12 protein-coding genes are annotated in these 13,705 nt (G+C 64.6%); 3 read left to right on the forward strand and 9 right to left on the reverse strand.

Annotation, left to right across the window (positions count from 1 at the left end; genetic code table 11):
• Positions 1–60: 60 nt before the first annotated feature.
• On the forward strand, positions 61–1,536 hold the full coding sequence (locus tag GEV37_RS02505; RefSeq protein ID WP_227388595.1) for an NCS1 family nucleobase:cation symporter-1: 1,476 nt from the start codon (positions 61–63) through the stop codon (positions 1,534–1,536).
• A gap of 50 nt (positions 1,537–1,586) precedes the next feature.
• On the opposite strand, the gene GEV37_RS02510 is transcribed toward GEV37_RS02505, so the two are convergent.
• Positions 1,587–2,303, reverse strand: a complete 717-nt coding sequence (locus GEV37_RS02510; RefSeq protein ID WP_227388596.1) for a GntR family transcriptional regulator — start codon at positions 2,301–2,303, stop codon at positions 1,587–1,589.
• A 40-nt stretch (positions 2,304–2,343) separates the two neighbouring features.
• Positions 2,344–2,697 (reverse strand): hydroxyisourate hydrolase, encoded by a 354-nt coding sequence (gene uraH / locus GEV37_RS02515; protein WP_227388597.1) that lies wholly within the window; start codon positions 2,695–2,697, stop codon positions 2,344–2,346.
• Positions 2,698–2,810: 113 nt separating this feature from the next.
• On the opposite strand from uraH, the gene uraD reads away from it, so the two are divergent.
• Positions 2,811–3,359, forward strand: a complete 549-nt coding sequence (gene uraD, locus GEV37_RS02520) for a 2-oxo-4-hydroxy-4-carboxy-5-ureidoimidazoline decarboxylase (protein ID WP_227388598.1) — start codon at positions 2,811–2,813, stop codon at positions 3,357–3,359.
• Between the two features lie 51 nt (positions 3,360–3,410).
• Here uraD and GEV37_RS02525 read toward each other — a convergent pair whose 3' ends face one another.
• The gene (locus GEV37_RS02525) at positions 3,411–3,767 is read right to left on the reverse strand and encodes a phasin family protein (protein ID WP_227388599.1); all 357 of its coding nucleotides are present in this window, start codon (positions 3,765–3,767) and stop codon (positions 3,411–3,413) included.
• 143 nt (positions 3,768–3,910) lie between these two features.
• Positions 3,911–4,603 carry a glutathione S-transferase N-terminal domain-containing protein gene (locus GEV37_RS02530; protein ID WP_227388600.1) on the reverse strand — a complete coding sequence of 231 codons (693 nt, stop codon included), beginning with the start codon at positions 4,601–4,603 and terminating at the stop codon, positions 3,911–3,913.
• Positions 4,604–4,957: 354 nt separating this feature from the next.
• On the opposite strand from GEV37_RS02530, the gene GEV37_RS02535 reads away from it, so the two are divergent.
• A complete protein-coding gene (locus tag GEV37_RS02535) occupies positions 4,958–6,652 on the forward strand; it encodes an L-lactate permease (protein ID WP_227388601.1) in 1,695 nt (564 codons plus the stop codon).
• 117 nt (positions 6,653–6,769) lie between these two features.
• Here the strand turns inward: GEV37_RS02535 and GEV37_RS02540 are convergent, their stop codons facing one another.
• The 5 genes from GEV37_RS02540 to GEV37_RS02560 form a co-directional block, all read right to left on the reverse strand.
• A complete protein-coding gene (locus GEV37_RS02540) occupies positions 6,770–7,294 on the reverse strand; it encodes a gamma carbonic anhydrase family protein (RefSeq protein ID WP_227388602.1) in 525 nt (174 codons plus the stop codon).
• 50 nt (positions 7,295–7,344) lie between these two features.
• The gene (locus GEV37_RS02545; RefSeq protein ID WP_227388603.1) at positions 7,345–10,344 is read right to left on the reverse strand and encodes an FAD-binding and (Fe-S)-binding domain-containing protein; all 3,000 of its coding nucleotides are present in this window, start codon (positions 10,342–10,344) and stop codon (positions 7,345–7,347) included.
• A gap of 13 nt (positions 10,345–10,357) precedes the next feature.
• Positions 10,358–11,581 carry a pyridoxal-phosphate-dependent aminotransferase family protein gene (locus tag GEV37_RS02550; protein ID WP_227388604.1) on the reverse strand — a complete coding sequence of 408 codons (1,224 nt, stop codon included), beginning with the start codon at positions 11,579–11,581 and terminating at the stop codon, positions 10,358–10,360.
• A gap of 104 nt (positions 11,582–11,685) precedes the next feature.
• The gene (locus GEV37_RS02555) at positions 11,686–12,873 is read right to left on the reverse strand and encodes a CaiB/BaiF CoA transferase family protein (protein WP_227388605.1); all 1,188 of its coding nucleotides are present in this window, start codon (positions 12,871–12,873) and stop codon (positions 11,686–11,688) included.
• Between the two features lie 15 nt (positions 12,874–12,888).
• The gene (locus tag GEV37_RS02560; RefSeq protein ID WP_227388606.1) at positions 12,889–13,692 is read right to left on the reverse strand and encodes an enoyl-CoA hydratase; all 804 of its coding nucleotides are present in this window, start codon (positions 13,690–13,692) and stop codon (positions 12,889–12,891) included.
• Between the last annotated feature and the right edge of the window lie 13 nt (positions 13,693–13,705).

Genomic DNA, 13,705 nt, shown 5'->3' on the forward strand with positions numbered 1-13,705 from the left:
TGCCGCCTTCGGGCGGCCTTTTAACGTCACGATCACTCCCTCAGACGCAAGGATTCAACAATGCACGAGCAGCCACCGGTCAGTGAGCTCGATATCCAACGAATCGATCCAAGTCTCTACAACGAGGACCTCGCCCCGCTCAAGCCCGAAGCACGCAGCTGGGGCGCCTTCGAGATCTTCAACGTCTGGTCCAACGACATACAGAGCCTGTTCGGCTATACCCTGGCCGCCTCGCTGTTTCTGAGCTACGGGCTCAACGGCTGGGCGGTGATGGCGGCGATCATCCTGGCCGGCGTCGTGGTCATGTTCCTGGTCAACCTGACCGGCAAGCCCAGCGTGAAGTACGGCATTCCGTTTCCGGTGATGGTGCGCGCAAGCCTCGGCGTGCGCGGCGCCAACCTTCCGGCCATGCTGCGCGCCATCGTGGGCATCTTCTGGTACGGCGTGCAGACCTACTTCGCCTCCACCGCGGTGGCGCTTCTGATCACTGCCTTCGTCGGCGCGGGCAGCGGTGCCACCTTCCTCGGGCTTTCGCCGGTGGCCTGGCTCTCCTTCTTCATCGTCTGGGTGTTCCAGATCGCGATCTTCTGGCAGGGCATCGAGCGCATCAAGCACTTTCTCAACTGGGCGGGGCCGCTGGTCTACCTGGTGATGGTGGTGCTGATGGGCGTGGTCTGGTACCAGGCCGGCGACGAATTGCTGCCGGCGGTGGGGTCGATCTTCAGCGGCAGTGGTGAGGCGAGCACGGGATCGATCGCGGCGTTCTTCGCCATCGTCGGCACCATGGTGGCCTACTTCGCCGCGGTGGTGATCAATTTCGGCGACTTCACCCGCTTCGTGAAGACCGAGCGCCAGATGAAGCTCGGCAACCTTCTGGGTCTGCCGCTGAACGTGGCGTTCTTCTCCTTCATCGCGCTGATCATCACCGCCGGCACCCTGGTGCTGTTCGGCGAGGCGCTGACCAACCCGGCGGACATCGTCGAGCGGGTCGATTCGCTGCCGCTGACCATCGTCGCAGCACTCACCTTCTTCGCCGCCACCGTGGGCATCAACCTGGTGGCGAACTTCATTCCCCCGGCCTATGACCTGGCGAACCTGTTCCCCAGCAAGATCAGCTTCAAGACCGGCGGTCTGATCACCGCGATCATCGCGTTCTTCGTCGGCGCGCTGTGGGTTTCCGTGATCAGCCAGATCGGCGTGCCGGGCTTCGTCAACGCCCTCGGCGCGGTGGTGGCGCCCTTCTACGGCATCATCGTGGTGGATTACTACCTGATCAAGCGCCAGCACCTGAACATGGAGGAGCTCTTCAGCTCGAAGCCGGGCAGCGCCTACTACTACGTGAAGGGCTGGAACCGGCGCGCGCTGATGGCCTTCGCCGGCGCGGCGCTGTTTTCGCTCGCCACCGTGCTGGTACCGGCACTCGCCGTGCTGGGCGGTTACGGCTGGCTGATCGGCGCGGGGCTTGGTGGGCTGATCTACTACGCGCTGATGCGCGAGTTCAAGGCGACCCCGGCGATGAACCACCAGGGCACTTAGTATTGGATGAGTAGACAAGACGCCACCGGTGACCCCGGTGGCGTTTTTCGTCAGCGCCCGAAGATCCGCTGCAGGTCCGGGGCGTCCTCTTCTTCTTCCACCATCGACAGCGACGCCTCGATGGCCTTCAGGTGGCGGCTCATGAAGGCAGTGGCACGCTCGGCGTTGCCGGCTTCCAGGTAGCCGATCAGATCGTCATGGTCGTGGGACTCGCAGCCCAGATGACCGCGATGGCCGTAGACCGCGAGGATCAGCGAAGAGCGCGAGCAGAGCCGTTCGACGAATTCGGTGAGCGTGGCGTTGCCGGAAAGCCTGGCCAGTTGGACATGAAAATCCGCCGACAGGCGAATCGCTGCGCTCTGGCGACCGCCGCGCAGCGCCTGGCGCTCCTCGGCGGCCAGGGAACGCAGCGCCTGAACATCGTCGGGCGTCAGCCGGCGCGCCACGTCCTTCATCAGCCCGCACTCGATGAGCTGGCGGGCGTCGAACACGTCCTTGGCCTCCTCGGCGGTGGGCCGGGTGACGCTGGCTCCGCGCCGTGGCGTCAGCGTGACGAGCTGCTCCAGCGACAGGCGCTGGAGAATCTTGCGAATCCCGGTGCGGCTGATGCCGAACACCTCCGACAGGGCATCCTCGCGCAGGCGCGCGCCGGGCTTGAGCCGCTGCTCCACGATGGCATCGCTCACCGCGCGGTAGATCGATTCGTGGCGCTCGTCACCGTCGCGCTCCATCACACGGCGCTTGATGGCCGCTCGCTCGTCACTCATTGCCGCTCCTTCTGGTTGTCGTCACCGCCCGACGCGCCGCTCAGCTGCCGCGATAAGTGGAGTATCCGAAAGGCGACAGCAGCAGCGGCACGTGATAGTGCTGGCTTTCGTCCGCCACGCCGAAGCGAAGCGGAATCACGTCCAGAAACCGTGGTTCCGTGGCCTCGATCCCGTGGGTGCGCAGGTAGTCGCCGGCGTGGAACACCAGCTCGTACTCGCCCGGGGTGAAGTCCTCTCCCTGCAGCACCGGTTCGTCGCAGCGACCGTCACTGTTGGTAACGACGCTTCCCAGGTGCTCGCGCTTGCCGGCACAGACCCGAAAGACCTCGATGGTAATGCCTTCGCCGGGCTGCCCCTTGGCCGTGTCCAGTACGTGGGTTGTGAGCCATCCCATAGCGTCTCCTTGGCGTTGCGCTCGATGTCGTTTGACCTATAGGTCAAAGAGTACTGGTGATACCATCGATTGTATACGCCAATGCCGTTGACGCAGGTTAAGGAGAATGCGCCGTGCCCCTCTCTTCAAGCAACGCCCCACACCGCCTCTCGCCGCGGCCCAGCCAGTGCGGACTCGAAGCGTTTCTCGACCATTACGGCGACGTCTTCGAGCATTCGCCCTGGGTCGCCCGCCACGCCTGGGAGTCGGGGCTGGATGCCACTCACGACGACCCGTCGGTACTGGCGGAGAAGATGGGCCAGGCGCTGCGCGAGGCGACCCCGGAGGAGCAGTTGGCGGTGATCCGCGCGCATCCAGATCTGGCGGGCAAGGCGGCGCTTGCCGGGGACCTGACCGCGTCGTCCAAGAGCGAGCAGGCCGGCGCCGGGCTCGACCAGTGCACGCCGGAAGAGTACACGCGCTTCGAAGCGCTCAACGACGCCTATCGTGAGACATTCGGCTTTCCCTTCGTGATCGCGGTCAAGGGGCTCGATCGCCACGCGATTCTCGACGCCTTCGCGGCGCGCCTTGACAACGCCCCGGCCGTCGAGCGCGCCACCGCCATCGAACAGATCGTGTGCATCGCCCGCTTTCGGCTGATCGCGATGAGCGAGCGCGACTAGCGCCCACGAAAAAGCCGCGCCCGGGGGCGCGGCTTTGCAGTGCGGCAGAACCTATTTGTTCAGGCTGTTGGCCGCCTTCTGGGTGTTCTCTTCGGCCATCTTCTGGCTGTCCTGCATGAAGTCCTGGCCGATCGAGGTGACTTTCTCGGAATCACCTTTTATGCGCTCCATGAAATCAGAAGCGGTCTTCTGCTGGGTCTGCATCGCCTTCTTGAAGCTCTCGGCATCCTTGACGTCGAGCCAGGTGCGCGCCTGGGCGATGCTCATGTCCGAGTAGGCGCGCGCGGCGTCGATCTGGGCGCTCAGCAGACGCTCGTAGTAGTCGAGCGCGGCCAGCGTGTACGAACGCATGGGCGAGACGAAAACGGATTCAAACTGCTGTTTGGTGTTCTCTGCGGTCCTGTCCATCACATAACCTCCTGGTCGTCAGCGATTCGACACGCACTGGTCTCAGCGGTCGACAGCAAAGCGTTTGCCTTGACTCCCTGTAAGCTAGCAGCGCATTTTGTGCAGTGCAACATGAATTTCGTGACACTTTTCCATCGCCTTGCCTACACGTCGCGCACGGTAGGCGCGCGCCCGGCCATACCGTCATGAACGGCCAGCATTTTTTCGAACCAGCGCGCCACCGGCGTGGCGTCATCAACGAGCACTTCCCGGGAAACCACGTGGGCCCACATGAAGCTTCCGAACAGCAGGTAATCGGTGCCGGCGGGCGCCTGGCCATCGAGAAAGGGGCTCTGCTCGAGCAGCGCGTTGACCGGCACCAGCGCCTTTTTGAGCTGCTCGCGCCCCTGAACCGGGTCATGCAGTTCCTCTAAGCGCATCCCGATCGCCGCCTCCCGGGTGCGCCGGAAGTAGTCGCGGTCGTCGGGGTGGATGGCCGCCAGAAGATCCATCACCACGATGCGCAGTAGCGCCGGGCTGACGCTGCGCTCGACGAACAGCTTGAACAGCAACGCCCGCTGGCAGGCGAGCCCGTCGCCTAGCAGCGGCGCCTCGGCGTAGGTGGCGTCGAGATAGCGCATGATCTCGAAGCTGTCGGTGACCACCTTCTCGCCATCCACCAGCACCGGCACCTTGTCGTGATCGGCGAAGGCGAGCTTCTCCTTCTGCTGAAAACGCCAGGGCTCGGTGCGATAGGCCAGCCCCTTGTGAGCCATGGAAAGGTGCACGCGCCAGCAGTAAGGCGAAAAGCGCAGGCGCTCGTCGCGCCCGTAAAGGTCATACACGATACGATCCATCAAGCCACCTCATCGACGTTAAGCACCGCTTTAGCATGCGCTTTCGTACCCGTTCGGCGCAAGCGTCGTCGTCGAGGCCAGCCCCTTTCCCCTGCCCTGTCTATTAGTCTAATGCGTTGAACCGCCCTCCGGGATTTCCACCCTCTTTAAATCAATTCAATACAATCACTTGGAGCCGGTCTTCAGCATGGATTCAATGATTTCCCCTGCCTTGTACGGGCAAGGCATTGCCTTCTCGGTGGTCACCGCGCGGTGCGGGTCGTATCGTGCATAGGACGGTGCCAGGTCACTCAAGCCTTGGTGCCTGCCATGAAAAAAGCGTAGCCGACCAACACAACAAGGGGCCGTTTTTCGATGAGTGACACGATACTTGCCTTACTGGCATTTCTGCCGCTGCTGTTGGCGGGGGTCTTGCTGATTGGCTTCAAGATACCCGCCAAGATCGCCATGCCGATCGTCTTCCTGACCGCCGCGGTCATCGGCCTGACGGTGTGGGACATGAGTTTTACCCGCGTGGCAGCCTCCACCATCCAGGGGTTGATCCAGACCGCGGGACTTTTATGGATCATCTTCGGGGCGATCTTGCTGCTCAATACCCTCAAGCACTCCGGCGGCATCACCGCGATCCGCAACGGCTTTTCCGGCATCAGCCCGGACCGCCGGGTGCAGGCGCTGATCGTTGCCTGGCTGTTCGGCTGCTTCATCGAAGGGGCCTCGGGCTTCGGCACGCCGGCGGCGGTGGCGGCCCCCTTGATGGTAGCGCTTGGCTTCCCGGCACTCGCCGCCGTGGTAGTGGGCATGATGATCCAGTCCACGCCGGTCTCCTTCGGCGCGGTGGGCACCCCGATCATCGTCGGCGTCGGCACCGGGGTGGACCGGGCAGGCATCACCGCAGAGCTCGAGGCCGCAGGCTCGAGCTGGGACGTGTTCTTTCAGACCATCACCAGCGAAGTGGCTATCACCCACGGCATTGTCGGCATCCTGATGCCGTTGATCCTGGTCACCGTGATGGTGCGCTTTTTCGGGGCGAACAAATCCTGGAAGGAGGGGCTCTCGATCACGCCCTTCGCGCTCTTCACCGGGTTCGCCTTCGTCATTCCCTACATGCTGGTGGGCGTGCTGCTGGGCCCGGAGTTCCCGTCGATGATCGGCGCCATGGTGGGGCTCGCCATCGTGGTCCCGGCGGCGCGCAAGGGCTTCTTGCTGCCCAAGGACACCTGGGACTTTCCGGAGGCCACCGCCTGGCCGGACGAGTGGATCGGCAACCTGCAGATCAAGCTCGAGGACGTGGCGGGCAAGGCGCCGATGTCTACCCTGCGAGGCTGGATTCCCTACGTGCTGCTGGCGCTGTTTCTGGTCGCCTCTCGCACTATCGAACCACTTCAGGCCGCGCTGACCTCGATCAACCTCAACTGGGCCAATATTCTGGGTGAGACCGGGGTGAGCGGGGGCGTTCAACCGCTCTACCTGCCCGGTGGCATCATCCTGGCGGTGGTGTCGATCACCTACTTCCTGCACAAGATGAACGGTGCGCAGCTGAAGGCGGCGGTGTCGGAATCCACCAAGACCATCTTCGGGGCGGGGTTCGTGCTCATCTTTACCGTGCCGATGGTGCGCATCCTGATCAACTCCGGCGTCAACGGGGCGGATCTCGTCTCCATGCCGGTGATGATGGCTCAGGCGGTGGCTAACGGGGTGGGTGACATCTATCCCTTCTTCGCGCCGGCGGTCGGGGCGCTGGGCGCCTTCATCGCGGGCTCCAACACGGTCTCGAACCTGATGCTGGCGGAGTTCCAGTTCAGCGTCGCCCAGACCCTTGGGATCTCCACCGCGATGATGATCGCACTTCAAGCCGTGGGCGCGGCGGCGGGCAACATGATCGCCATCCACAACGTGGTGGCGGCCTCGGCCACGGTAGGGCTTCTGGGGCGTGAAGGCGCGACCATCCGTATCACCATCCTGCCGACGATCTACTATCTGACCGCCACCGGCATCATCGCGCTGATCGCCTTCTATGTGCTGGGGGTAACGGACCCGCTGGTCTCGTGACCCGCGAATGTCCTGAACCGGGCGCGTCCTGAACCAGAGAGTCCTGACCTGCAGAGATGGGCGCTTAACGAAAAAAAACCACCCCGCCGGGGTGGTTTTTCGTTGAGGGCAGCGGGCTCAGTCCAGGCGCTTGAGGGTGCGGGCGTGCTCCTTGGCGCGGGCCACGTAGCTCTGGGCGTTGAGCTTGAGTCCTTCGATGGCGCCTTCTGGCAGGGTCTTCACCACTCGGGCCGGGGAGCCGACGATCAGGGAGTTGGGGGGAAACACCGCGCCCTCCTTCACGAAGGCGCAGGCGCCGACCAGGCTGTTCTCGCCGATCACCGCGCCGTTGAGCACCACCGCCTGAATCCCGATCAGGCAGCCATCCTCCACCGTGCAGCCATGCAGCATCGCCTGATGCCCGACGGTCACGCCCTTGCCGATCTTGAGCGGAAAGCTCGGGTCCGCGTGGAGCACGGCGCCGTCTTGAATGTTGCTCTCCTCGCCCACTTCCAGGTGTTCGGTATCGCCCCGCAGCACGGCCCGATACCAGACGCTCGCACGGGCCTTGAGGGTGACTCGCCCCATCACGTCGGCGGTCTCGGCGATATAGACGTCATCGCCGATCGCCGGGCGGTGCTCTCCAAATTGATAGATGGCCACGAAAACCTCCTGTCAGAGATGTTGCGTTGTTGTTCTGGGAGTATCCACCGCTAGGCTAACGCCTGTTCCAGCACCCGGGCAACGTGAAGCGCTTCGCGCCCGGCCCCGTCGTGGATCTGATGACGACAGCTCGTGCCGTCGGCGACGACCAGGGTATCGGCCTCGGCCTCGCGCACCGCGGGCAGCAGGGCAAGCTCCGCCATCTTGAGCGAGGCGTCGTGGTGCTCCGCCTCATAGCCGAAGCTTCCCGCCATGCCGCAGCAGGAGGATTCGATGGTCTTCACCTCGAGTCCGGGAATCCAGCCCAGCACCTCCTGAACCGGCCTGAGCGCATCGAAGGCCTTCTGGTGGCAGTGGCCGTGCAGCAACGCCCGGGCGGCGGGAAGCGGGCCAAGGGGCAGGTCGAGCTCCCCCGCCGCCTTCGCTTTGACCAGAAACTCCTCGAAAAGATAGGCGGCCTCGGCCAGGGCCCGGGCCTCGTCGCCATAGCCGTACTGCAGGAACTCGTCTCTCAACGTCAGAAGACAGGAAGGCTCGAGGCCCACTATGGCCACGCCGCGCTCGACGAAAGGCATCAGGTGATCGAGGGTGCGCCTGGCCTCCGCCTTGGCCTTGTCGAACTGACCCGCGGACAGGTAGGTACGCCCGCAGCACAGTGGGCGCTGCCCTGGGCGCACGTTCACGTGCACGTGGTAGCCCGCCGCCTCCAGTACCCGCTTGGCCGCCCGGGCGTTGTCGCTTTCCATGTAGTTGTTGAAGGTATCGACGAACAGCATCACCTCACGCTCCCCGTTCGAGGGAGAAGAGGCCCGGGCGCCGGCCAGGAAGTTGCCTTCAAAGACCGGAAACGCCCGGGCCCGGGCAAGGCCAAGGGCATCCTTGAGCGGTCGGGCGAGAAACGGTGTACGCTCCACCGCCCGGGTGACTCCGCGAAGGCGATGCGCCCAGGCCGCGTAGCGCGGCATCTCTCCTACCAGGCGGTCGCGAAGCGATAGCCCCTTGAGCCGGGCCCGTGCGGTACGCGCTTCGATCTTGAACTTGGCCATGTCCACCCCGGTGGGGCAGTCGCGCTTGCAGCCCTTGCAGGAAACGCACAGATCCAGCGCTTCCTTGACGCTGTCGCTGGCCAATCCCTGCTCGCCGAGCTGGCCGGAGAGCACCAGGCGCAGGGTATTGGCCCGGCCCCGGGTCAGGTGCTTCTCCTCCAGGGTAGCCCGGTAGCTCGGGCACATGGTGTCGGCATCGAACTTGCGGCAATGCCCGTTGTTGTTGCACATTTCCACCGCCATGGCGAGGCCGTGGGTCGCATCCCCGGCGCTGCCTGGCGGGCTCTGTTCACCGGTGAGGGGGTCGCGCTCGACGTTCCAGGCCGACCAGTCGAACACCGGGGTAATGGGAATGCGCTGATAGCTCGCGGGAAAGCGAAAGTAGCGTTCGTCGTCCATCTTCGGGGTATCGACGATCTTGCCCGGGTTGTAGAGGTTGTGGGGGTCGAACAGCGCCTTGATCTCCTTGAACGCATCGTTGACCGTCTCGCCGAACTGCCAGGCCACCCACTCGCCGCGGCAGATACCGTCGCCGTGCTCGCCGGAGTAGGCGCCCTTGTATTCGCGCACAAGACGCGAGGCGTGCTCGGCGATCTCGCGCATCTTCGCCGCGCCCCCCCGGCGCATGTCCAGAATCGGACGCACGTGCAGCGTGCCGACCCCGGCATGGGCGTACCAGGTGCCTTCGGTCCCATAGCGGTTGAACACCTCGGTGAGCTTGTCGGTGTACTCGGCCAGGTGCTCGAGCGGCACCGCGCAGTCCTCGATGAAGGACACCGGCTTGCCGTCGCCTTTCATGCTCATCATGATGTTGAGCCCGGCCTTGCGTACGTTCCATAGCGCCTTCTGCTCCTGGGCCTCGGCCATCTCGACCACGCTCCCGGCCAGCCCCAGATCCCCCATCAGTGCCGTGAGCTCCTCAAGCTTTTTAAGCTGCTCGTCCTGGTTCGTGCCGGCGAACTCCACCAGCAGCATCGCCTCGGGCCGGCCGATCAGCGCTTTCTCGATCACCGGACGAAAGGCAGGATTTTCCAGCGAGAGCTCGATCATGGTGCGATCGACAAGCTCCACCGCCATGGGGCCGAGCTTGACGATATGCTGGGTCAGGTCCATCGCCTGGTAGAAGGTCGGGAAGTTCACCACCCCCAGCACCTTGTGTTCCGGCAACGGCGAGAGCCGCAAGGTCAGCCGCCGGCTCACCCCCAGGGTGCCCTCGGAGCCCACCAGCAGGTGGGCCAGGTTGGCGCGATGGATGGCGTCGTAGGGAATCGGGTTCTGGCAGTCGAAGAGATCCAGGTTGTAGCCCCCCACCCGGCGCAGCACCTTGGGGAAGTGGCTGCGAATTTCCGGACCCACCCGCTCGGCGATGGCCCGCACCCGCCGGGCCAACGCGGCCTCCCGGGAGCCCTTGGCCATGGCGTCGACGAAACCGAGGCTCACCTCGTCGCCGTCGGCAAGCACCGCGTCGAGCCCCAGCACGTTGTGCACCATGTTGCCGTAGTAGATCGAGCGGGAACCACAGGAGTTGTTGCCCGCCATGCCGCCGAGGGTGCACTGAGCACTGGTGGAGACGTCCACCGGATACCAGAGGCCGTAGGGCTTGAGCCAGGCATTGAGATGATCGAGCACGATGCCCGGCTCGACCACCACGGTCCGGGCCTGTTCGTCGAACGCCACCACCTGGTTGAGCCACCGGGTGGTATCGATCACCAGGGCCTCTCCCACGGTCTGGCCGCACTGGCTGGTGCCCCCGCCGCGGGCCAGCACCGGCACTCCCTCGGCCCGGGCGATGGCGAGCGCCCGGGTCAGGTCCTCCTGATGGCGGGGGATCACCACGCCCACCGGGGTCACCTGATAGATCGAGGCGTCCGTGGCGTAGCGCCCCCGACTGGCCCGATCGAAAAGCACGTCACCTTCGATCTCGCGGGTGAGCCGGTCGGCGAAGGCCCCGACCGGCGCGATCCGGGCATCCCGTGAGCGGTGTTGCGGGGTGAGTGACGTCATGGGAACTCCTCGCTTACTGGGTGGACTCGGCCTGGGCGAAGCGGTGCGGATGATCGGCGAAGTACTCGAGCGCCGCACTCACGCCGCTCGACTTGAGCGTGACGCCGGCAAGCTTCAATCCCGCCTCGCAGCCGCCGAGGGTGGCGATCAGGGTCAGGTCGTTGCAGTCACCCAGGTGGCCGATGCGAAACATCTTGCCCTTGGCCTTGCCAAGGCCCATCCCCAGCGACAGATCGAAGCGCTCGTAGATGATCTTGCGCACCACGTCCGCATCCACGCCCTCGGGTACCACCACGCCGGTCAGCACCGGAGAGTAGAGGGCCGGGTCCTGGCACTGCACCTCGAGCCCCCAGGCCTCGACGGCAGCGCGCACCCCCGCCCCCCAGCGCGCGTGGCGCTCGAAGACGTGTTCCATACCCTCTTCCAGCAGCATGTCGAGGGCCTCGTTCAAGCCGTAGAGCAGGTTGGTACTCGGCGTGTAGGGCCAGTAGCCGTTCTTGTTCGCCTCCAGGATCTCGTCCCAGGCCCAGAAACTCTTGGGAAGCATCGCCTGGCGGCTGGCCTCGATGGCCTTGGGCGAGAGCGCGTTGAAGCTGATGCCCGGCGGCAGCATCAGGCCCTTCTGGGAGCCGGACACGGTCACGTCCACGCCCCACTCGTCATGGCGATAGTCGGCGCTGGCGAGACCGGAAATCGTATCGACGATCAGAAGCGCCGGGTGGTTGGCTGCATCGATTGCCCGGCGCACCGCGGCGATGTCGCTGGTAACCCCGGTGGAGGTTTCGTTATGCACCACGCACACCGCCTTGATGGCGTGCTCACCGTCCTCTTTGAGGCGCTTCTCGATCAAATCCGCCTGTACGCCCTGGCGCCAGCCCTCGTAGCCGGGAAGCCCGAGAAACTCGGGCTCGAGCTGCAGGCGCCTGGCCATCTTCTCCCACAGGGTGGCAAAGTGGCCGGTTTCGAACATCAACACCCGATCGTTGGGAGACAGCGTATTGGCCAGCGCCGCTTCCCAGGCGCCGGTGCCCGAGGCGGGATAGATCACCACCGGATGCTCGGTCTTGAACACTTGCTTGATCTTTTCCAGAAGCTCCCGGCCGAGGGCGCCGAACTCCGGGCCGCGGTGGTCGATGGTGGGCAGGCTCATGGCGCGCAGGATGCGATCCGGCACCGGCGAAGGGCCGGGGATCTGCAGGAAGTGGCGACCGGTCGGGTGGAAGTCGAGGTTCAGCATGGGTCGTGTCCTTTTATTGGTTGTTCTTGAAGCTGATTGGTGAAACTGGCTATTGACGCAATTTGTATAATGAATGCAATTTGCGGGTTTAAAAAAACCGTTGCCTACTTGATGCAGCCCGCCTCGCGCAGGGCGTCGATTTCCGTGCGCTCGATGCCGAGGGTGCCGAGCACCTCATCGGTATGCTGGGCGAACAGCGGCGCCGGAGTGTGGATGGCCGAGGGCGTACGCGAGAACTTGCTGGGAAAGCCGATGGTCTTCATGCGCCCGATGACCGGATGCTCCATCTCCTGCACCATTCCCCGGGCCAGGTAGTGCTCGTCGTTCAGGGCCTGGGCGAAATCGTTGATCGGCCCGGCGGGGACGCCTGCGCTGTCGCACAGGATCAGCCACTCATCCACCGTGCGACTCGCCATCAAGTCCTCGAGCAGGGCCTCGAGTTCGTCGACGTGCTGGCCGCGATCAAAATTGGTCAGAAAGCGCGCGTCCTCCATCAGCGCCGGCTCGCCCAGCACGTCGGTGCAAAAGCGCTCCCAGGTGCGCTGGTTGGCGCAGCCCAGCATCAGGTAGCCGTCGCTCGCCTTCACGGCCTGGTAAGGGGCGGAGACCCGGTGACGCCAGCCCGTGGGCGCCGGCACGGTGTTTTCTGCGAAATAGGCCGCGGCCTCCCAGGTGAACCAGGGCAGCCCGCACTCGGTGATGGCGATATCGATATGCTGGCCTTCGCCGGTGTTCATGCGGTGGATGTAGGCGGCCAGTATCGAGTACACGGCCGTGATGCCGGCACCGATGTCGTACACCGCGATACCTGTCTTGAGCGGGCGCCGCCCGGGCTCGCCGGTCATCGACATCAGCCCGGTCATGCCCTGGGCTACCAGGTCGAAGCCCCCCTTGTGACTGTAGGGGCCGGTCTGGCCGTACCCGGAGATCGAGCAGTAGACGATGGCGGGGTTGATCGCCTTGATGGTGTCGTAGTCGATGGCCAGCGACTGGGTGACCCCCGGGCGGTAGTTCTCGACGATGACGTCGGCGCTGGCCGCGAGCTCGTAGAAGATCTCGCGGCCGCGAGCTTCCTTCAGGTTCAGCGAGATGCTCTTCTTGTTGCGGTTGATCTGGGAAAAGCAGGTGGACTCGCCGTTGACGTAGGGCCCCATCTGGCGGCTGTCGTCACCGCCGTTGAGCTTCTCCACCTTGATGACCTCGGCGCCCATGTCGGCCAGCACCATGGTGCAGTAGGGGCCGGCCATGATCTGGGAGACGTCGAGGATCTTGAGGTTGTCTAACGCGGACATGGATTTCTCCTTGAATTAGCGACCGGACCACTCGAAGGGGGTCTTGTCGACGAACTTCCGCACGGCCGCGCCGAAGTCTTCGCTGGTGTAGCAGATGCCGACCCAATCGTCCCCGGCATCCGGCGACAGACGCCCGGCCTCGCGCACGCGGTTGATCAGCGCCTTGCTCGCCTGCAGGGTCAGCGGCGCCCGGGCGAGAAAGGCGCCGGCCAACGCCTTCACCTCGAAGGCGATCGTGTCCTGGTCGAACAGGGCGTTCACCAACCCGAGTGCCAGGGCCTCCTCACCGTTGACGAGCCGGGCCATCATCAGCACCTCCTTGGTGCGGGCGGTGCCGAGCATCTCGAGGAGTCTCGACACGTTGGTGATCGACAGCGTATTGCCCAGGGTCTTGGCGATGGGCACGCCGAACTTCATCGATGCGGTGGCGTAGCGAAAATCGCATACCAGGGCCAGGGCCGCGCCCCCGCCGACGCAGGCACCCTCGATCATCGCCAGGGTGGGCTTGGGAAAGCGTTCGAGCTTGCCCACCACCCGGTCGATGCGCCGCTCGTAGTCGATGGCGTCCTCGCGCTTGTCGAAGTGGGCGAACTGGGTGATGTCGGTACCGGCGACGAAGGCCTCGCCCCCTACCCCGTAGAGCACCAGGGCGTGCACGCCGCTGTCGTCGGCGAGGGTGTCGCAGTAGTACTCGAGGGCGTTGTACATCTCCCAGGTCATGGCGTTGCGGCTTTGCGGGCGGTTGAACCCGAGCCAGGCCACGCCTTCATCGATGGAAAAGCGCACGCTGTCCGTGGTCGGTCGCGATGTCTGCGCCATGGGATTTCTCCTG

This window comes from Vreelandella malpeensis, from assembly GCF_020622355.1.
Lineage (GTDB): Bacteria > Pseudomonadota > Gammaproteobacteria > Pseudomonadales > Halomonadaceae > Vreelandella > Vreelandella malpeensis.